This is a genomic window from Prevotella melaninogenica (genome assembly GCF_003609775.1).
Lineage (GTDB): Bacteria > Bacteroidota > Bacteroidia > Bacteroidales > Bacteroidaceae > Prevotella > Prevotella melaninogenica_A.
On sequence record NZ_AP018049.1, the window covers coordinates 679,706 to 699,297 of the forward strand.

A 19,592-nucleotide genomic window follows, 5' to 3' on the forward strand; every position below is an offset into this window, starting at 1 on the left:
TTTTCTTTTCTTATTCTATCCTTCTTTATCTTTTCCTTCCTTTAGTGGGTTGGTGTTTTTATTTGCTAATAAAAGTTAACGATTTGGAGGTTACACCGCAAAAACTTATCTTTGTACCATACATCAATAAGAACCACATTTAGAATATGTGCAAGCAATAAATGTAAAATGTGTTGATATTCAATGAATTGCATAAAATCGAAGAAAAGAATTTCTTTTCATGAAAAAAAATATTTTTCTTCACGTAAATAAATATTTCTTTTCATGAAAATAATTCGCAGTTGGTTGTTTTCTTTCGAATCTTCGTGTGTAAGACGGGATTTTATAGTATCTTTGCAAGTAGATAAAAGAACACATTTTAGATGGAAAAGAAGAAACAGATAGATTGCTTTCTACCGTATAGTACAGCTGCAATGATGCAGTCACTTGCTGCGCAGTTGTACGAGTCAGGTGTGGTAAAGAATATATATACGTTAGCTGCAGATGTCCTGCCTACTGAGGCATTGCCTCAGTACGTCCGTCAGCTACAAACAGGCGGCTTGCTATCCTTGGCAACCATGCGCCTTATTGCTACAACAGCAACAGCCGATTATGCTCTGCTTTATCTGAAGCAAGGGCCTGTCACGTTAGGCTATCATGCGCTTGAGCGAATGCTGCAGGTGGCTGAGGAAACTGGTGCAGCAATGGTTTATGCTGACCATTACTCAGTGGAAGCAGGCAAGACAGTGAAGCATCCTGTTACTGCTTATCAATTGGGTAGCATCCGTGATGACTTCGATTTTGGTTCTGTCGTACTTCTCAAGACTGAGTATCTGAAGGAGTATGCAACAAGAGAGGTGGAAAAGGACTATCAGTTTGCAGGCTGGTACGACCTTCGTCTCTTCCTTAGCCGTAAGGGAGAACTCTTTCATCTGAATGAATATCTCTATACAGAGGAAGAAGACGACCTACGTGCAAGTGGTGAGAAACAGTTTGATTATGTGAATCCTCGCAATCGTGAGGTACAGATTGAGATGGAGCAGGCAGCTACAGCACACCTCTCTGCTATCAAAGCTTTGGTAGATACAACGCAATATGCACAGCCTGACTTCTCTGGTGAGGCTTTCCCTGTAGAGGCTTCGGTGGTGATTCCAGTCTTTAATCGTGAGAAGACGGTGCGCGATGCGGTTGTTTCTGCTCTTTCGCAGAAGACAGACTTTCCTTTTAACGTTATCGTTGTCGACAACCATTCGACAGACGGAACAACGGAGATTCTCTCTTCTTTGGCTGCCGATGAGCGTCTTGTACATCTTATTCCTACACGTACAGACCTCGGTATAGGTGGCTGTTGGAATTATGCTATCAATGATGCACATTGTGGTCGCTTTGCAGTTCAGTTAGATAGTGACGACCTTTATTCTTCAGAGAATACCTTGCAGGCTATTGTCAATGCTTTCCATGAACAGAAGGCTGCAATGATTGTAGGCTCTTACCGTATGTGCGACTTCGATCTTAATACTCTTCCACCAGGCTTGATTAGCCATAATGAGTGGACAGAGGATAATGGTTGTAACAATGCCTTACGTATCAATGGACTCGGTGCACCACGTGCTTTCTTCACTCCTTTGGTTCGTCAGCATCAATTCCCTAACACAAGTTATGGCGAAGACTATGCAATGGGCTTGGCTTTCAGTCGTCGTTTCCGTATCGGACGAATCTATGATGAACTTTATCTGTGCCGTCGTTGGGGTGGAAACAGTGATGCCGTACTGAGCATTGATAAGGTAAATGCTAACAATCACTATAAAGATCAGCTGCGTACAGTTGAAATCTTAGCACGTCAGAAACAAAATCAAGATAGAGAGAAAGGGCTAACTGATTTTTTTCATAACCAGCTGAACCAATGGCAAGACGTTGGAAAACGTTTTGAAGAGTTGAAAGGTGTGCAGACGCGTGAGGTGGGTTCAGCCCTTGCGCAATTCAATCCTGCACGCTTGGTGAGTACAGGGGCAAAGATTGATAAGGCTACATTAGCTAAGCGTCCTTGCTTCCTTTGTGAGAAGAATCGCCCAGGAGAGCAGATTGTTCTGCCTTTTGGGAATGACTTCGATATCCTTGTCAATCCTTTCCCAATCCTTCCTGTTCATTTCACTATCCCTTCTCGTCATCATCAACTGCAGGCAATAGCAGAGAATTATGTACAGATACATCGTTTGTTGAGGACTTATCCACAGTTGATGGTGTTCTATAATGGACCGAAGTGTGGGGCCAGTGCACCTGACCACCTGCACTTTCAGGCTGGAACAAGCGGAATACTCCCTTTACAACGTGATTGGCAGCGACTCCGTGAGACTTCTATTCCTCTTTTAAAGCTGAATGGTGCAGAGGGAATCTATGAGATAAAAGACTATATTTGTCCAGCTTTCGCCATCGTGAGTCATACAGAGAAGCATGATAAAGAGTTGTTCAGCTATTTATATGAGTCATTGCCTTTGAAGGAAGATGAGATAGAGCCAATGATGAATATCGTTGCTTGGCGCAGCGAGGAAGGCTTTGTGTCGGTTGTGTTTCCACGTGAGAAGCATCGCCCCGATTGCTATTCGGCAGAAGGAGAGGCGCAGCGTCTGGTCAGTCCGGGCAGTTTAGATATGGCTGGATTGCTGATATTGCCTCGTCAGAGTGACTTTGAAGGGATGACAGCGGAACGCGCTGAGGCTATTTTACGTGAGGTGTCGCTGTCGAATGAAGCGATGGTCGAAGTCGTAAAGCGGATTTGCAATAGGGCTGTTGACCTTTCCTTTGATGATTGGAAACAGGAACCTGTGGTTTCAGTAGGTATTGTTAGTGGTGACGAAATACGTTTTCAGTTAAATGGTACTTATACGATAGCAAACAAGGAGGTGACAGGTAAGCAGACTGTAAAGTTCAAAGACGGACAGATTCTGTGGGATTCTGTGGCCTATCAGGAACTTTGTTTTACTCCGCAAAATGATGATATATCCTTCACTTTGGAGGATGTTACTATCGGTGTAGACTTCCATTGGGAGCGTAAAGAGGCACAGACCTTCCTCGGCAAGCTACGCTTTGTTGTCGATGGAGATAAGCTTTGGGCTATCAATGAACTACCTGTAGAACGTTATTTGGCAAGTGTAATTTCAAGTGAGATGAGTGCAACGTCTTCTCTTGAGCTTTTGAAGGCACATGCTGTAATCTCTCGTAGTTGGCTTTTGGTACAGATGAGACGACGAAAATCTATTGAAATGGGTGTTCAGACAGCATCTGCACCAGTAAAAGTATCGGATGAAGAGGGTGTTGTTTGGTATGATAGCGATGCACATACATTGTTTGATGTCTGTGCAGACGACCATTGTCAGCGTTATCAGGGTATTACAAAGGCAACAAGTCCACATGTTGAAGAGGCTATCAAGGCTACGCGTGGCCAGTTGTTGATGAATGGAAAAGAAATCTGTGATGCCCGTTTCAGTAAGTGTTGTGGCGGTGTTTCGGAGGAATATGAGTACTGTTGGGACAATACTCATAAGCCCTACCTGCTCTCGGTAGTAGACAATGCACCTTTGGGGACAACCCCTACAATAGATCTCACTGATGAGAAGACAGCACAGAAGTGGATTCTGTCTTCTCCAGAGGCGTTTTGTAATACAAAGGATGCGGTAGTCTTGGGGCAGGTGCTTAATAACTACGATCAAGAAACACAAGACTTTTATCGCTGGACAACAGACTTTACGCAAGCAAAACTTGCCGAACTAATCCGTCGTAAGAGTGGTCTTGATTTCGGAGAGATTATCGACCTTCAGCCTTTGGAGCGTGGTAAGAGCGGTCGTATCACTCGTTTGAAGATTGTAGGAACAAAGCTTACCCGTATTATTGGTAAGGAGTTAGAGATAAGACGTACGTTGAGCGAGAGCCATCTTTATAGCTCTGCTTTTGTCGTAGAACGTAGTGAGATAGTGAATGACGTCCCACAGCACTTCTGTCTTGTTGGTGCAGGATGGGGACATGGTGTAGGTTTGTGTCAGATTGGTGCCGCTGTGATGGGCGAGAAAGGCTATCGATATGACGAAATCCTCCATCATTATTACCAGACAGCAGCTATTCAAGCACAATACAAATAAAGCATAAGGAGATGCACGAGGAGCAAAAGATTATCAATGGAATACCAATTGTAGACCAGTGGCGCAGTCATTGGCTCTGCCTTCCTACGCTCTATTTGACACGTGGACTACCGTATGTTATCTTGTTGATGACTTCACTGGTCTATTTCAATAGAATGGGCTTAACGAACGGTGCTATCACACTGACTACATCGTGGTTTCTTCTACCGTTTATTCTTCGCCCTTTGTTGGGAAGATTTGTCGTTGGCTATTGGAGTAAGTATGCTTGGATTATCCTGACAGAGTTGGTGATGGCACTGAGTCTTGGTGGATTAGCGTATACTGCATCATCTGCAGACTGGTTTGAGTGGACAGTCTTCTTCTTAATGATAATCGCAACGATGGCTGCTTTACATGATGTGGCTATCGAAAGACTGTATAAGCGTGAAACGGCCTTGCATAATCGCCCTGCTTTCTTTGGAACTCGAGCCATTTCTTATATGCTTTCTATCATAGTGGGAATGGCTATTCCTATAACGATAGCGGGTAACTTAGAGGTTATTTATAGGACTGTTGCACCTTCATGGGCAACTATTTACAGGGTTCTGTCAGTTTTAATGACTTGCTTGATGATATTTCATGCAATTATACTTCCCAAAGATAATATTCATGCGAACCTCCCGATATGGACAGGGGTGACACGTCAATGGTGGCATGATGTCAAGGCAGCCTTTGTACGTCGTCCTCATTATGTGGCAAACTTGTTTTTCCTTTTTGCCTTTCTTATACCCGAAGGAATGTTCTTTAGAATTGCTCCTCTCTTCTTGGTTGACCCGGGAAGTAATGGAGGACTGGCTCTTTCACCACAGGAGTTAGGATTAGTGCTGGGTACAGTGGGTACATTCTCATTAATAGGCGGTAGTGCCTTAGGAGCAAGTTTGGTGCGTCGTGATGGCTTAAAGCGATGGTTGTGGCTTTTTGTCACGGCTTTGACTTTGCCAAAGTTTGTCTTTGTCTACCTCAGCTATTACTTTGTTTCCACCTTGTCAATCATCAATTTCTGTATGATTGTTGAACAGTTTGGAGCAGGTCTTGGATTGACGGTTTATGTTGTATGGCTTGCTCACTGTACGAAAGGGGAACACTCTACATTTACTTATTCTATAGGTACGGCAATAACAGCCTTCTCACTGGTGATGACAGGATGGTTTACAGGCTTCTTACAGGAGTATGTGGGCTATCGTCTGTTCTTCCTTCTTGTGGCTATGTTGGGTGTTATCAGCTTTATAGTAACCTACTTTATACCCGTAACAAAGGAGATAGGAAGACGAAAAAGGATGGTTTAATTATATTTGAAATGGCGGCTTAGATGTTTGTTTTCAGCCGTTAACCTTTATAAAAAAGTCATGATTTTGTTTGTGTCTCACGAAAAATGTTGTACTTTCGCAAATAGATAGTTATAGAAAACAGTAAATAAAATGAAGATTAAGTATTTCTTAATGGCAGCTGTTGTCGCTTTGATGACAGCTTGTGGTACGGCTTCAAAGGTTCCTTTGATAGGTCGTACACATCGTATCAGTATTTCTGATGCGCAGCTTCTTAGCCTCAGTAATCAGGAATATACAAAGTTTATGGCATCAGCAAAACGTTCTACTGATGCAAAGAATACTGCTATGGTTCAGCGTGTAGGTCGCAACCTTGCCAATGCGGTGGAGACTTACTTACGTAATAATGGTTATGCCAGTGAGATTAATAACTTCAAGTGGGAGTTTAATCTTGTTCAAGACAAGCAGGCTAACGCTTTTTGTATGCCTGGAGGTAAGATTGTTGTTTACGAAGGATTATTGCCTTACACACAGAATGAGGCAAGTCTGGCAATCGTTTTAGGTCATGAGATTGCGCATGCTGTAGCTAAGCACAGTGCTGAGCAGATTACAAAGCAGATGAATCAGCAGATGGGAACCAATATATTGGGTACTGTCTTGAACTCTGCTGTTGGTAGTGGAGTAGGCGATATCGCTTCACAGGTAGCGGGAGGATACTTCTCTTTCCGTAACTTGAAGTATAGTCGTGACAACGAGAGTGAAGCTGATTATATGGGACTTATCTTTGCTGCAATGGCTGGATATGACCCAGCAAATGCCGTAACATTCTGGCAACGAATGGCTGCAGCAACGAATAGTAGCCGTTCTGAGATTCTGAGCGATCACCCTTCAGATGCTCGTCGTATTGAGAATATCAAGAAGTGGCTGCCAGAAGCTGAAAAATATTATCGTGGTCGTGGCTCTAATCGTGTCTCTTCTGCGGGATATTCACAGTCGTCTGGGACATTACATATAGGCGGTTCTTCGTCTTCTAAACGTTCAAACAAACGTTGATAATTTGAACGACCATCATTTTATGATATCTTATTACGGCTATTTGCTTTTTTAAGAACGAAAGCAAATAGCCGTAATTTTTATATAGTCAATATTGTTTGATAAAAAATGTAATGACATTCTTTAGTATATGAAATTTCTATCAAATAAACTTAGTCGTTTTAGGCTCTGAAAAGTAATATTCTTCTGACCGAACAAGTCGTGCTGTTTTATGCTTGAATAACTTCCTTTTGACAACCGATTAATTCCATTTTGATGGTATATTATAAGCTGACGAGTACTCCGCACCATTGGTGCGAAGCGTTAACACGACATGTGCTAAGCCTCAACACATCATGTGCTAAGCACCAATACGTTGGTTGTATATATGCAGATAGAAGCATTATGGTCATCATAAAGGCTCTCAAAAGCACTAACGGAGAACATATACGTAATGTTTATTAGACGTTATGATTTGTATTATATCGTCATCTTATAAAGAAATACCTTTCTGATAGTTGGTAAGTAGCCGCTAAAGTGTTATTTTTTTCATTGAAAGATTTGATAGAATCATCTTTTTTTATTATCTTTACAAGCGGAATTAAACCTTTATAACGATGATGGATTATCTGATACAAAACCTGTGGTTAACATGGTTGTTAGTAGGTCTTGTTTGTCTAATTTTAGAGATGATGAACGGAGATTTCTACATTATGTGCTTTGCAATAGGTAGTTTCTGTGCTTCACTTTCTTCTGCATTCACTGATAGTATTGTTGTTCAAGTTATCGTGTTTGTAGTCTTCTCGGTATTGAGTATATTCTTGGTACGGCCGATAGCGTTGAAATACCTGCATCAAGGTGCGGATAACAGACTTAGCAATGCTGATGCATTGATTGGTCGTGAGGGAAAGGTAACAGATACGATAGAGGCTGGTGGATACGGCAGAGTAAAGATTGACGGTGACTCATGGAAGGCGCAGTCGGTTGACGGAATGGAAATAAGTTCGGGTGCTGCTGTGCGTATTTTACGACTTGACTCTATTATCGCAACGGTTGAACGTTGTTAAATAGTAATCAGAAAATAATTAAATAACAAATAATAACCTTCGGTTTCTCCCCCTCATTTAGGTAATAAAATACCTGGGCTGAGGAATTAAAAACTTTAATGCTTATGGATATGATAGCTTATGTGCTGATTGCAATTGTTGTGTTAGCACTCGTTTTTGCCAAGATGTCAATCGTGATTATTTCACAGAGTGAAACAAAGATTATCGAACGTCTTGGTAAGTATTATGCAACCCTTCAACCAGGTATTAATATTATTATACCTTTTATTGACCATGCAAAAGATATTGTTGCATTGCGTGCTGGACGTTATACCTATACAAATTCCATCGATTTGCGTGAGCAGGTGTATGACTTTGATCGCCAGAATGTAATTACAAAAGATAATATTCAGATGCAGATTAATGCGCTGCTTTATTTCCAAATCATCGATCCTTTCAAGGCTGTTTATGAGATTAACAACTTGCCAAATGCGATAGAAAAGTTGACACAGACTACACTTCGAAATATTATCGGTGAGATGGAACTTGACCAGACATTGACTTCTCGTGATACGATTAATACCAAACTGCGTGCCGTTCTTGATGATGCTACAAATAAGTGGGGTATCAAGGTGAACCGTGTCGAGCTTCAGGATATTACTCCTCCTGCAAGTGTTTCTGAGGCAATGGAGAAGCAGATGCAGGCTGAACGTAACAAACGAGCAACCATCCTTACCAGTGAAGGACAGAAGCAGTCGGCTATTCTTCAGTCAGAAGGTGAGAAGCAGGCAGCTATTAACCGTGCTGAAGCTAACAAACAGCAGCAGATTCTCATCGCAGAAGGTGAGGCTGAGGCTCGTATTCGTAAAGCTGAAGCTGAGGCAATTGCCATTCAGAAGATTACTGATGCTGTTGGAAAGAGCACGAATCCAGCAAACTATCTCATTGCACAGAAGTACATTCAGATGCTTACAGAACTCGCTCAGAATAACAATCAGAAGACTGTTTACCTGCCATTTGAGGCAAGTAACCTGATGGGTTCTATTGGTGGAATTAAAGACATGTTTAAGTAATACGCTTGTTAAGCGTCACTTCTGTTGCAAACAATAAATATAAACACTAAAATAGATGACTGCTCCGTAAGATTCTTTTGCTGTAGAGGAGCTTACGGAGTGAGTCTTTGAAGAAATGAAAAAACTTTGTATCTTTTGTGGTGCACGTCCTAACTTTATAAAGGTAGCACCAATTATCAGGGTAATCAATAGACTTTCTGATGAGAATAGTTCTCATAAGGTTTCTTATTCTTTGGTTTATGCAGGTAGCGAGAATGATCCTACACTCGAAGATCAGCTCTTTGAGAACCTTTCTATTCGTAGACCAGATGTTTATCTTGGTGTTGAATGTGAGAACTTGAATGAGCTTACGGGTCAGGTAATGTCTAAGTTTGAGAAGTATCTACAAGAGAATCCATCTGATGTGGTTATCGTTGTAGATGATCTTGCTTCTACAATGGCAGCCGCTATTGTGACTAAGAAGCAAGCAATTACCCTTGCTCATATTGCAGCTGGTACTCGTTCTTTTGATATTACTATGCCTAAGGAAATCAATCGATTAGTGATTGATGGTCTTTCAGACATACTCTTTACTGCTGGATTTAGTAATAACAGCATTGCTAACAAGGAAGGTGCAGAACTCTCGAAGGTTTATATGGTGGGTAATATCCTCATTGATAATATCCGCTATGACCGTGAACGAATTGAAGGAATGAAACTTTCAGATATCGATGAGTTGGCTGGTTTACCTTTGAAGGAGGGCAATTACCTTGTCTTTACACTGAATCGTAAGGCTTTATTAGCTGACCAAGAAAATCTTGAACGTATGTTACACGTGTTGAGTGAGACTGCTGGCGATATGCCTATTATTGCTCCTCTTCGTGAGTCTGCAGTGCAGGTTATCATGGCACTCAGCTTGAAGAAGAATATCAAACTCCACAACCTCCATATCGTAAAACCATTGGGTTATCTTGAATTTGCTTACCTTACAGCTCATGCTAAGGGTATCATTACTGACTCTGGTAATGTTGCAGAGGAGGCAACATTCAATGGTGTGCCATGTATTACGCTTAATAGCTATACAGAGCATATTGAAACAGCGAAAGTAGGTTCTAATGTTTTGGTTGGTGAAGACCCAGAACTGCTTCGTTCGGCGTTGTCTGATATGGTTTCAGGAACATGGAAGAAGTGTGGTGTTCCAGAACGTTGGGATGGCCGTTCAGCTGAGCGTGTTGTGCAGATTTTGCTCGAGCGTCATTAATTAGATTATATACTGCGAGGCATTTTTACGCTTTTAAGGCAGGGATAGATAAGCTTCTTGTTCGGCATAAATATGTTTTGTCGGGCACTGGGGAATATCTATCCCTGTAAAATTATAATCTTTGTACTCAGCATAATGACTTGACTAAAATCATAAATCTGGGTTTTGAGCTATGATTTTTGATTGAAGTCGAATTTGAAACTCATTTATATACTTATCTTTGTATTAAGGGAAAAGGATGAAAAGTTTATGCATGGACATACAGATAATTATACCTTCTTAACGCAAGCACCAGTTCATCGAGTCATTATCACTATGGCGATACCGACTATTATCTCAATGCTTGTGACGGGATTATACAATATTGCCGACACGTTCTTTGTTGGTAAGATTGATACACAAGCAACTGCAGCAGTGGGAATAGTATTCTCTCTAATGTTTTTTGTGCAAGCAATGGGCTTTTTCTTTGGGCATGGTTCGGGCAATTATATCTCTCGTGAGTTGGGCGCACGTCGCCATGAGAACGCTGTAAAAATGGCTTCAACAGGCTTTTTTAGCTCGTTCTTTTTCGGATTAGTTATCCTTGTTCTTGGTGAAATATTTCTTACACCACTCTCTCTGATGCTGGGTAGTACAGCTACCATCCTTCCTTACACAGAAGACTATATGCAAGTCATCCTACTTGGCGCACCTTTCTTGACCTCATCACTTACCTTGAACAATCAGATGCGATTGCAGGGAAACGCCAAGTTTGCAATGTTTGGAATTGTTACGGGCGCTATATTAAACGTTATTCTTGACCCAATCCTCATCTTTACTTGTGGTATGGGTGTCAGCGGTGCAGCATGGGCAACAGTGATAGGACAGGCAGTATCCTTCGTTATCCTTTTCTTAATGACGCGCAGGGGAGAGAATATTGCTATCAAGTTTCGCAATTTTTCGCCTTCAATACAGATGTATAAGGAAATCTTCTATGGGGGTAGTCCTTCTTTTATGAGGCAAGGTTTAGCTTGTATTGCCACAATGTCCTTAAACTTAGCAGCAGGTGTTTATGGCGATTCGGCTATTGCAGCGATGAGTATTGTTGGGCGTATTGCAATGCTTTCTTTTGCTGTTGTCATCGGATTGGGACAGGGCTTTCAGCCCGTCTGTGGCTTCTGCTATGGTGCAGGATTATATGAAAGACTGAAAGAGGCTTATAAGTTTACTGTAACTATTGGTACGATTTTTCTTATCGTGTTAGCTATTATCGGCTGGATGATAAGTGGAACGCTGATAGGTGTTTTCCGTGATGACCCCGAAGTAATTGCTATTGGTGTTGTAGCCTTGCGATGGCAGCTTTGTGTCTTCCCTGTTAATGCACTTATTTTGGCAAGCAATATGCTTGCTCAGACCTGCCGTAAGCCGTGGCGTGCAAACATCTTGGCAGCTGCCCGACAAGGTTTGTTTTTTATTCCGTTGATATTTATTCTTCCATCTTATTTTGGCCTGTTAGGTGTTGAGATGTGTCAAGCCGTCAGTGATGTGCTCTCTTTCATGCTTACAGTACCTATTGTTATTTACACCTTCCGTGAGTTTACACGTGAAGCAGCAGCAAGGAAAGTATCCGTATGAGTACACTTTATATTAAAAATATGGTTTGTGACCGCTGTAAAATGGCTGTTAGCCAAACTTTGCAGCAGCTTGACCTACACCCGACAAAGGTTGAATTGGGTGAGGTTAGTGTTGAAGAAGTCTTATCTTCATCCCAATTAGCTACCCTTCGGACAGCCCTTAAAGAACTGGGTTTCGAACTTCTTGACGACCGGCGTCAGCAAACCATCGACCATATCAAGTCTGCTTTAATTAGACTTGTACATTACCATGATAATCAGAGTTCAACTAATCTTAGCGATTATCTTTCATCTGAACTTCGTCAGGACTATAGTGCGCTTTCAAAACTCTTCTCTGAGGTTGAAGGAAAGACTATCGAAAGATATTATATCGAGTTGCGTATAGAGCGGGTGAAAGAGTTTATTCGTTATGATGAGTTGACCTTGACGCAGATAGCCCTTCGTATGAATTACTCTTCTGTGGCTTATCTTTCCAGTCAGTTTAAGTCAGTAACTGGTATGACTCCCAGTCAGTTCAAGGGGATGAAAGATAATCTTCGAACGTCCTTAGATAAACTTTAGACTGCAATTTAAAAAGTTAAGTCTACTGCTTATAGGTGGAATATAATTTTTGTTCTTACTTTCGGGATGGAAAATAGACAGATGTTAGGAGGAGAGTGAGTATATGTTTAATGATGCAAAGAAGAATCTTTTGTTGTAATATTTTACTCGTCATATTTTAATAGAGCACTAATAGCGTTTCAATTAAGCCTTAATTGTCTTCTTAAAGATGCCCTTTAGGAAGCGAACTAACGCCCTTTTGCACCCTTGTTAAGCACCTTTTGAAATACAATTTTGTAACTAATTGATTTGCTGTTGGTTATAAACTCGACTTTTATATCTATCTTTTAGCATTATTCTAAGGCTTTTATTCGAAATTATGTAATAATTTTTCAATACTTGGATGATGATATTTCAGACTCTTTTCTTACCATGTTATGAATGAACTTCTTGTAGAACTGATGCGAGAAATTATAATCTTTATCCATAATTCTATAAGGCTTGATAGATAATATATGTGTAACTTTGCAAACGATAAGAATAAAACAGAATAGTAATCACATAATATTAATAGAAAGGAAAGACTTATGGAGAAGAAAGTTTTTGCAGTAAGTGGTATGAAGTGTGTACATTGTAAGGCAAATGTTGAGAACGCCTTAAAAGCACTCAATGGTGTAGTGTCTGCTGAAGCTAATCTTGAAGATGCTAATGTCACAGTAGAATATGACGAAAGTAAGGTTAATCCTTCTGAAATCAAGGAAGCTGTAGACAACAGCGGACGCTATGAGCTGAGTTTATAACAGCTTATTTATAATCTTAAGAGCATATTTTTATGCTCTTTTCGTTTGTGAATTCTTTCTCCTTCTTATGTAAGGGGAATCAAAATATAGTATCATTATGAAACAAACAATTCCTGTTATAGGTATGGCTTGTTCGGCATGTTCAGCCAATGTTGAAAAGAAGTTGAATGAGCTTGATGGCATTAATGCAGCGTCTGTTTCGCTTCCAGGGCGTTCAGCTTTGGTGGATTTTGACCCTCAGGTGATTTCGCTTGAGAGGATGAAGGCTGAAATTAATGCGCTTGGATATGACTTAGTGATTGATAAGGAGACATCGGTCGAAGAGATAGAAAAGCGTGAGTATGTACTCTTAAAGCGTAAAACGGCATTATCATGGTTGTTCTCAATAGCTGTGATGTGTGTGTCTATGCGATGGGTAGACTTAGGTTCTCGTGATATTGCCAATCAGGTTGCATTATTGATAGCCTTGGCAAACATGCTTTATTGCGGTCGCCAGTTCTATGTATCATCGTTTAGACAATTACTTCATGGCAGTGCAAACATGGATACATTGGTGGCTTTATCTACGGGAATCGCCTTTCTGTTCAGTACGTTTAATACGTTTTGGGGCGATGCCGTATGGATGAGTCGGGGAGTTGTATGGCACACCTACTTTGATGCTTCAGTAATGATTATCACCTTTGTCTTGACTGGTAGACTATTAGAAGAGAAAGCCAAAGACGGTACAGCATCCTCTATTCGTCAGATGATGGGTATGGCTCCAAAGACAGCACATATCGTTGATGGCGACAAGATAGAGGAGGTTCCAATCTCAACCATTGAGGTTGGGGATGTTTTGGAGGTTCGCCCCGGTGAGAAGGTACCTGTGGATGGTGAAGTAATATGGGCAGAAAGCTTTATGACAGCTGATGCAGCCTACGTCGATGAGAGTATGATAACGGGTGAACCAACGCCTGCGGAGAAGAAAAAAGGCTCAAAGGTGTTGGCAGGAACGATACCGAGCCAGGGTAAGTTTCGCATGCGTGCTCGTCAAGTTGGTGAAGATACAGCCTTAGCACATATTATTCGAATGGTGCAAGAAGCACAAGGTTCAAAGGCACCTGTACAACGAATTGTGGATAAGGCAGCCTTGGTATTCGTCCCAGTAGTAGCTTGTATTGCTCTTGCTACCTTCCTTTTGTGGTGGTTGATAGGTGGGAATAGTGCTTTACCACAAGCTATTATGTCAGCTGTTGCAGTCTTAGTCATTGCGTGTCCATGTGCAATGGGGTTGGCAACACCAACAGCTCTGATGGTTGGTATTGGTAAAGCTGCTCTGAAACAAATACTCATTAAGGATGCTGCAGCCTTAGAGAGTCTGCGTAAGGTAGATGTGTTGGTGACCGATAAGACTGGTACATTGACCATTCCGAATAAGAATATCGATTTTACAAAGGCTGATAACCTTCCTTTTGAAGAGCGTGAAACATTAAAACCTAATGCTCGTGAGGCAATGGATGAGCTACAGAAGAAGGGGATTGAGGTCTATATGATGAGTGGAGATAAGGACGAGGCTGCTCGTTATTGGGCTGAAAAAGCTGGTATAAAACACTATCATAGTAAGGTGTTACCACAAGATAAGGAGAATCTTGTTAGACAGTTGCAAGCCGAAGGAAAACGTGTAGCAATGGTAGGTGACGGTATTAATGATACACAAGCCTTGGCTTTGGCAGATGTAAGTATTGCTATAGGTAAGGGAACGGACGTAGCTATGGATGTAGCACAGGTGACACTCATGGGAGATGATTTGTCTGCTATCCCTGAAGCAATACAGTTGAGCCGCAATACAGTACGTATGATTTGGGAGAATCTCTTCTGGGCTTTCATCTATAACATTGTCTGTATCCCATTAGCAGCAGGTATGCTTTACGCTTTCGGCATTGATTGGCAGATTACTCCATCATGGGCAAGTGCGCTGATGGCATTCTCCAGTGTTAGTGTTGTACTTAACAGTCTTCGCTTACGGTGGATGAAATAAGATGAATTTAGTATTATAAAAAATAGAGTTTACTAATTACTCGTTCAGCAATGTGCTGTAGTAATTGTAAACTCTATTTCCTTATCTAAACCTGTTGTTTCTTTATCTTACAGGATAATCGTATCGATTGCTATTATAGAAACCATTACGTTGCGAAGGGAGACGGTCAAACTCTACGCTAACAGAAATTGAATTCTGATTGTTTGAGCCCCATTGATAGGTCACACCACCACCAATTCTATCCATGTAGCGACTAACTCCGGTACCATAAGTCCAAGCCATTGGTCCATATCCGTATCCCATTGAAGCATAACCATAGCCGAAAGGCGAATAGCCAAAGCCACCATAGCCAGCCCAATAAGGTGAACCGTAACCTCCGTAGCCAAAGGCATCTCCGAAATTGTTAGATGTGAAAGCCTTCTGTACGAAGGCGTATGCACTCCAATGTTCATTGAACTGATAGCCAAAGACAGCATTGATACCACCCACGAAATAGTTATCACCACGGTAGGTAAGGTGGTTTACATATCCACCCACAGCCAATGTAGCCTTCTTTGATAGGTTTGTAACATACATTAATGATACATCCTGTGAGAAGCCTGCACCATGATTGCTTCCGTGACCAAAGCTTGCAAAGGCCGATGCACCAAGGTTGATGTTCAATCCTTTATGTAATCTCCAAGCTCCAACACCATAACCCCAAGCCGGATAATAGAAATCATTTGGTGTAACTGTTTGTCCGTTCTCTGTAATGAGGGGTAGGTTGTTATCTATCTGTGCCTGTTGTGCACGGTCTTCAGCCAATCGTCTGGCATACTCCTTCTCAGCCTCTGTGGCCTCGCGTGGGCCTTGTAGACGTGCCGATTCTATAGGTTCCACATTGGAAGTGTTCCCATTGTGGTCTCCATTTGTATTCTGTGCATACAATGGTATACAGAGAATAGCCGCTATTATGAAACTATATTTCCTCATTTGCTTGCAAATATAAATATTTGACAGTCAACTGCCAAGGATTTTAAAGATAATTAGTGCTTTTTCAAACTGGAGATATGAACGTCCGAGTAATACAGAAGTTCTTAACGCTTATCCTTTTACTTGGTGCGCATAATCAGTGGAGGATCAGTTGTGAAGAAGAAAACTGTGGCACCATGGAATACCTGTCCTGGGCGTAATTCGTTACTTACTTTCTCCATACCACTATTATATCCAGCATGAATTGGCTGTAATGAGATACCGTAACTCTCCTTACCGTATGTGTTAATATTGAGTGTTGGTTCACTTGAATAGACCGTCATAGCACGTCCACTCTGTGCATCAAAGAGAATTGCTGCCGCCTTCTGCATGTTGTCTGGATGTCGCAACTGATAGGCATTGTCATATCCCTTACTCGTACTCTTGATACGCTCACCAATCTCCCTTGGTTTGGTAAAGTCGAATGGTGTGTTCTTTATGCGTTGAAGCACACCAGTCAACTGTCTTTGAGCGTTATAAGTATTAATCTGGACAGCATCAACCCAAAGATGTTGTTTGAGGATAGAGCGGTGCATCTCTCCTGATAAGTTGAAACAAATACCATTTGTTACTTCCAACTTTGTTTCAGCTGTTGTTGCAACACGATAGTCTACATCAAGGGCGTTTTGGTCAGATAGGGTGTAAGTAACTGTGGCGTTTAACTTTCCATCTAATCCATTCTCTCCCTCTGAAGTCACATATCGCAGCGTAACTGATTGGTTGTCAGAACTAACAAGTTCCCACACTTTTCCAGATAGTGTCTCCTCATTATTTTTACCAAAGTAGATGAGCGTAGCACCTAAAGTTCTATCTTTCAAATATTCCTCCTTATTGGTATATCCTTTTACGACAGGCTCCAACCTACCATTCCAGTTGTGGGCAGTAAGCGAGACAAGGCGAGCACCATAGTTACTGATAACTGCCTCCATACCGTTTCCGTTCACAAGTCGTATTTGTACTTGCTCTTGTGCGTGTGAGCAGAGAACAACGCTAAGCATTGCTACTGTCAGTATTGCATATAACTGCTTCATAGATTTCTTTATATGTTTATGCAAAGATAGTACCAGCGAGTGCAATGAAAGTTTACTTTTATATTGCCGAGTGCAGCCTATCTTATGCAAAGATAATAAAAAAGATGATATGTTACTCAGAATTTCCTTATTTTAATAGAAAGGAATAATGTGTTTTAGTGATAGACACTGGTCACAGAAGCTGGTTATAAGTGTTTTTTAGTGTTTTATACATGTCTATATTGACTCTTTTTTACCATTTTCTATAATGGTATTGATGCCCCGCACATATTGTGCTGTTGGTAAGCACCAATGGTGTTGAGGGCAAGCACAAGGTGTGATGAGCGTTTAATGCCTTGAAGTATGTTGTAGAGAGACGTATGGTCGTCCGTTATGTGCGTATTTTTCTACGTCTAAAAGAGTAGTTGATGATGAAAGCATGCAATCAAATTGTATCTTTAGAATGGTAAAATAAGGTTTTATGCATGATTTGTATTACCTTTGGGGAACAATTAAGTAAATAAGGAATATAAGATATATGATGATGGAGTTAGAATTAGAGCCATTGCGACTTCCGAGCGACAAGGAACGTCCATTAGTCATTGCAGGGCCTTGTTCGGCAGAAACAGAAGAACAGGTGATGTCTACGGCACATAGTCTTGCAGCCAAGGGGTGCCATATCTTTCGTGCAGGCGTATGGAAACCGCGTACGAAACCAGGTGGTTTTGAGGGCAATGGAGAGATGGCTTTACCATGGATGCAGCGTGTAAAGGAAGAGACAGGCATGATGATTTCGACCGAGGTGGCGACGCCAGAGCATGTTGAATTAGCTCTGAAATATGGTATGGACATTCTTTGGGTAGGTGCAAGAACATCTGCTAACCCTTTTGCTATGCAGGCTTTGGCTGATGCTTTGCAAGGAATAGATATCCCAGTGTTGGTAAAGAACCCTGTGAATCCTGACCTTGAGCTGTGGATTGGTGCACTTCAACGTCTTAATCAGGCAGGCTTGAAACGTTTAGGAGTTATTCATCGTGGTTTCTCAAGCTATGATAAGAAAATCTATCGAAATGCTCCTATGTGGCAGATTCCTATTGAGTTGCGGAGAAGAATACCAGGACTTCCTATCATCTGTGACCCAAGTCATATCGGTGGTCGTCGCGATTTGATAGCACCACTATGTCAGCAGGCTATGGACTTAGGCTTTGATGGGTTGATCGTTGAGAGCCATTGTACGCCAGAGAAGGCGTGGAGCGATGCAGAACAGCAGGTAACTCCTGATATCCTTGATTATATTCTTTCGCTTTTGGTAGTACGCGATCACAGCTCTACAACTGAAGGATTAAGATTTCTTCGTGCCCAAATAGACGAGCTTGATAACTCCTTAATGGGACTTCTTGCCAAGCGTTTCCGCATTTGTCGTGAGATAGGAGCCTTTAAAAAAGAGCATAATATGACCATTCTTCAAGCTGGTAGATATGGTGAAATCCTCGAAAAGCGTGGCGCACAAGCAAGCCTATGCGGTATGGATGCCAACTTTGCTGCTCAGGTATTTGAATTAATACATGAGGAGAGTGTACGTCAGCAGTTGGAGGTTGTGAATAAGTAGGGTGATAGGTGGTGAGTGTAGATGAATAGTGATGAAGGAGGTTATTATGGTTTTATGTAGATATTGATGAAAAGGATACAGCTGACATGAGGCGTATTAGGCTAAAATATGTAATCATGTGGCACGAGAGATTGAGATAAAGAAATAATAACTTACTTATCTATAAACCTGAAACTTATGCGTATCTTGTTAACCTTTTTGTTCTTGTTGAGTTCTTTTTTATCTGAAGCTCAAACTCGTTTGACGATTGTTGAACTCAATACCGAGAACTTGTTTGATACTCGACACGATACTTTGAAGAATGATTATGAGTTCTTACCAGACTCTCCTCGCCATTGGACACGTACGAAGTATTGGCAGAAACTGAATAGAATAGGACAGACAATCATTGCTTGTGGCGAAGATAGTAGCGGTTGGACGCTACCTGATATTGTAGGTTTATGCGAGGTAGAGAACGATAGTGTGCTCTTTGACCTTACTCGTCGATCTTTGTTGCATAAGGCTCGTTATGAATATGTGATGACAGTTTCGAATGATGCGCGTGGTATTGATGTGGCGTTGTTATATTCCCCTTTTTCCTTCCGATTGATAAAAGCCGATACGATACGTGTCATACCCATGAAGGAAATGCGCCCAACTCGAGATATTCTATATGTAGAAGGTGAAATAGAAAGCGGTGATACGCTACACGTCTTCCTACTTCATGCACCAAGTCGAATGGGTGGTGAACTTTATTCTCGTCCTTTTAGAAAGCACGTGATGGAACAGTTGTGTAATGTAATAGATTCTCTTCGTAGGCAGTATGTTGAACCTAAATTGTTGGTGATGGGTGACTTTAATGATTATGCAGATAGTCCTTCACTACAACTTGCGTACGAACATGGATTGATAAATGTGTCTGCGGAAGCACATGGGTGTAATGGAGCAAAGGGAACTTATCGCTATCATGGAGAATGGGGAAGTCTGGATCAGATTCTTGTAAGTGAAAATCTACGTTCATGGGTGATAGACTGCCGTATTAATGATGCTCGATTTCTGTTAGAAGAAGATACAAAATACGGCGGAGTAAAGCCCCGCCGCAATTATAATGGTATGCGTTTTAATAATGGATTTAGCGACCATCTTCCACTTGTTCTGCGTCTCCAGCATTGATATTTGCACTTCTTCCCGTATTATTTTCATGAA

Annotated in this window: 14 protein-coding genes; 12 read left to right on the forward strand and 2 right to left on the reverse strand. The window is 41.4% G+C overall.

Going from position 1 to position 19,592, the window contains the following annotated elements; translation table 11 throughout:
* The first annotated feature begins 362 nt into the window (after positions 1-362).
* The 10 genes from PMEL_RS02690 (at position 363) to PMEL_RS02735 (ending at position 14,777) form a co-directional block, all read left to right on the forward strand.
* Positions 363-4,112: a DUF4922 domain-containing protein gene (locus PMEL_RS02690; protein WP_120173850.1), complete on the forward strand. Its 3,750-nt coding sequence runs from the start codon at positions 363-365 to the stop codon at positions 4,110-4,112.
* 11 nt (positions 4,113-4,123) lie between these two features.
* Positions 4,124-5,437, forward strand: coding sequence for an MFS transporter (locus PMEL_RS02695; protein ID WP_120173851.1), 1,314 nt, complete (start codon positions 4,124-4,126; stop codon positions 5,435-5,437).
* 132 nt (positions 5,438-5,569) lie between these two features.
* The gene (locus tag PMEL_RS02700; protein ID WP_120173852.1) at positions 5,570-6,469 is read left to right on the forward strand and encodes a M48 family metallopeptidase; all 900 of its coding nucleotides are present in this window, start codon (positions 5,570-5,572) and stop codon (positions 6,467-6,469) included.
* Between the two features lie 596 nt (positions 6,470-7,065).
* Positions 7,066-7,515 carry an NfeD family protein gene (locus PMEL_RS02705; protein ID WP_120173853.1) on the forward strand — a complete coding sequence of 150 codons (450 nt, stop codon included), beginning with the start codon at positions 7,066-7,068 and terminating at the stop codon, positions 7,513-7,515.
* Between the two features lie 104 nt (positions 7,516-7,619).
* Positions 7,620-8,567 (forward strand): SPFH domain-containing protein, encoded by a 948-nt coding sequence (locus PMEL_RS02710; protein WP_036920295.1) that lies wholly within the window; start codon positions 7,620-7,622, stop codon positions 8,565-8,567.
* Positions 8,568-8,682: 115 nt separating this feature from the next.
* The gene (locus tag PMEL_RS02715) at positions 8,683-9,807 is read left to right on the forward strand and encodes a UDP-N-acetyl glucosamine 2-epimerase (RefSeq protein ID WP_120173854.1); all 1,125 of its coding nucleotides are present in this window, start codon (positions 8,683-8,685) and stop codon (positions 9,805-9,807) included.
* 249 nt (positions 9,808-10,056) lie between these two features.
* The gene (locus PMEL_RS02720; protein ID WP_120173855.1) at positions 10,057-11,421 is read left to right on the forward strand and encodes an MATE family efflux transporter; all 1,365 of its coding nucleotides are present in this window, start codon (positions 10,057-10,059) and stop codon (positions 11,419-11,421) included.
* Positions 11,418-11,981: an AraC family transcriptional regulator gene (locus PMEL_RS02725; RefSeq protein WP_120173856.1), complete on the forward strand. Its 564-nt coding sequence runs from the start codon at positions 11,418-11,420 to the stop codon at positions 11,979-11,981. Before PMEL_RS02720 ends, PMEL_RS02725 begins: the two co-directional genes overlap by 4 nt.
* Positions 11,982-12,547: 566 nt before the next feature.
* The gene (locus PMEL_RS02730; RefSeq protein ID WP_120173857.1) at positions 12,548-12,760 is read left to right on the forward strand and encodes a heavy-metal-associated domain-containing protein; all 213 of its coding nucleotides are present in this window, start codon (positions 12,548-12,550) and stop codon (positions 12,758-12,760) included.
* A gap of 97 nt (positions 12,761-12,857) precedes the next feature.
* Positions 12,858-14,777 carry a heavy metal translocating P-type ATPase gene (locus PMEL_RS02735; RefSeq protein WP_120173858.1) on the forward strand — a complete coding sequence of 640 codons (1,920 nt, stop codon included), beginning with the start codon at positions 12,858-12,860 and terminating at the stop codon, positions 14,775-14,777.
* Positions 14,778-14,879: 102 nt separating this feature from the next.
* Here PMEL_RS02735 and PMEL_RS02740 read toward each other — a convergent pair whose 3' ends face one another.
* Positions 14,880-15,749 (reverse strand): hypothetical protein, encoded by an 870-nt coding sequence (locus tag PMEL_RS02740; RefSeq protein ID WP_120173859.1) that lies wholly within the window; start codon positions 15,747-15,749, stop codon positions 14,880-14,882.
* Between the two features lie 119 nt (positions 15,750-15,868).
* Entirely contained in the window at positions 15,869-16,819 is a 951-nt protein-coding gene (locus tag PMEL_RS02745) for an aldose epimerase (protein WP_120173860.1), read from the reverse strand.
* A 523-nt stretch (positions 16,820-17,342) separates the two neighbouring features.
* On the opposite strand from PMEL_RS02745, the gene PMEL_RS02750 reads away from it, so the two are divergent.
* Entirely contained in the window at positions 17,343-18,407 is a 1,065-nt protein-coding gene (locus PMEL_RS02750) for a bifunctional 3-deoxy-7-phosphoheptulonate synthase/chorismate mutase type II (RefSeq protein ID WP_120174620.1), read from the forward strand.
* 177 nt (positions 18,408-18,584) lie between these two features.
* Entirely contained in the window at positions 18,585-19,559 is a 975-nt protein-coding gene (locus tag PMEL_RS02755; protein ID WP_120173861.1) for an endonuclease/exonuclease/phosphatase family protein, read from the forward strand.
* Positions 19,560-19,592: the final 33 nt, after the last annotated feature.

What these genes read in the sequence shown, in the direction of transcription:
- PMEL_RS02690 (WP_120173850.1), top strand. Translation starts at nt 363, where the DNA reads ATGGAAAAGAAGAAACAGATAGATTGCTTTCTACCGTATAGTACAGCT.
- PMEL_RS02695 (WP_120173851.1), top strand. Translation starts at nt 4,124, where the DNA reads ATGCACGAGGAGCAAAAGATTATCAATGGAATACCAATTGTAGACCAG.
- PMEL_RS02700 (WP_120173852.1), top strand. Translation starts at nt 5,570, where the DNA reads ATGAAGATTAAGTATTTCTTAATGGCAGCTGTTGTCGCTTTGATGACA.
- PMEL_RS02705 (WP_120173853.1), top strand. Translation starts at nt 7,066, where the DNA reads ATGATGGATTATCTGATACAAAACCTGTGGTTAACATGGTTGTTAGTA.
- PMEL_RS02710 (WP_036920295.1), top strand. Translation starts at nt 7,620, where the DNA reads ATGGATATGATAGCTTATGTGCTGATTGCAATTGTTGTGTTAGCACTC.
- PMEL_RS02715 (WP_120173854.1), top strand. Translation starts at nt 8,683, where the DNA reads ATGAAAAAACTTTGTATCTTTTGTGGTGCACGTCCTAACTTTATAAAG.
- PMEL_RS02720 (WP_120173855.1), top strand. Translation starts at nt 10,057, where the DNA reads ATGCATGGACATACAGATAATTATACCTTCTTAACGCAAGCACCAGTT.
- PMEL_RS02725 (WP_120173856.1), top strand. Translation starts at nt 11,418, where the DNA reads ATGAGTACACTTTATATTAAAAATATGGTTTGTGACCGCTGTAAAATG.
- PMEL_RS02730 (WP_120173857.1), top strand. Translation starts at nt 12,548, where the DNA reads ATGGAGAAGAAAGTTTTTGCAGTAAGTGGTATGAAGTGTGTACATTGT.
- PMEL_RS02735 (WP_120173858.1), top strand. Translation starts at nt 12,858, where the DNA reads ATGAAACAAACAATTCCTGTTATAGGTATGGCTTGTTCGGCATGTTCA.
- PMEL_RS02740 (WP_120173859.1), bottom strand. Translation starts at nt 15,749, where the DNA reads ATGAGGAAATATAGTTTCATAATAGCGGCTATTCTCTGTATACCATTG.
- PMEL_RS02745 (WP_120173860.1), bottom strand. Translation starts at nt 16,819, where the DNA reads ATGAAGCAGTTATATGCAATACTGACAGTAGCAATGCTTAGCGTTGTT.
- PMEL_RS02750 (WP_120174620.1), top strand. Translation starts at nt 17,343, where the DNA reads ATGGAGTTAGAATTAGAGCCATTGCGACTTCCGAGCGACAAGGAACGT.
- PMEL_RS02755 (WP_120173861.1), top strand. Translation starts at nt 18,585, where the DNA reads ATGCGTATCTTGTTAACCTTTTTGTTCTTGTTGAGTTCTTTTTTATCT.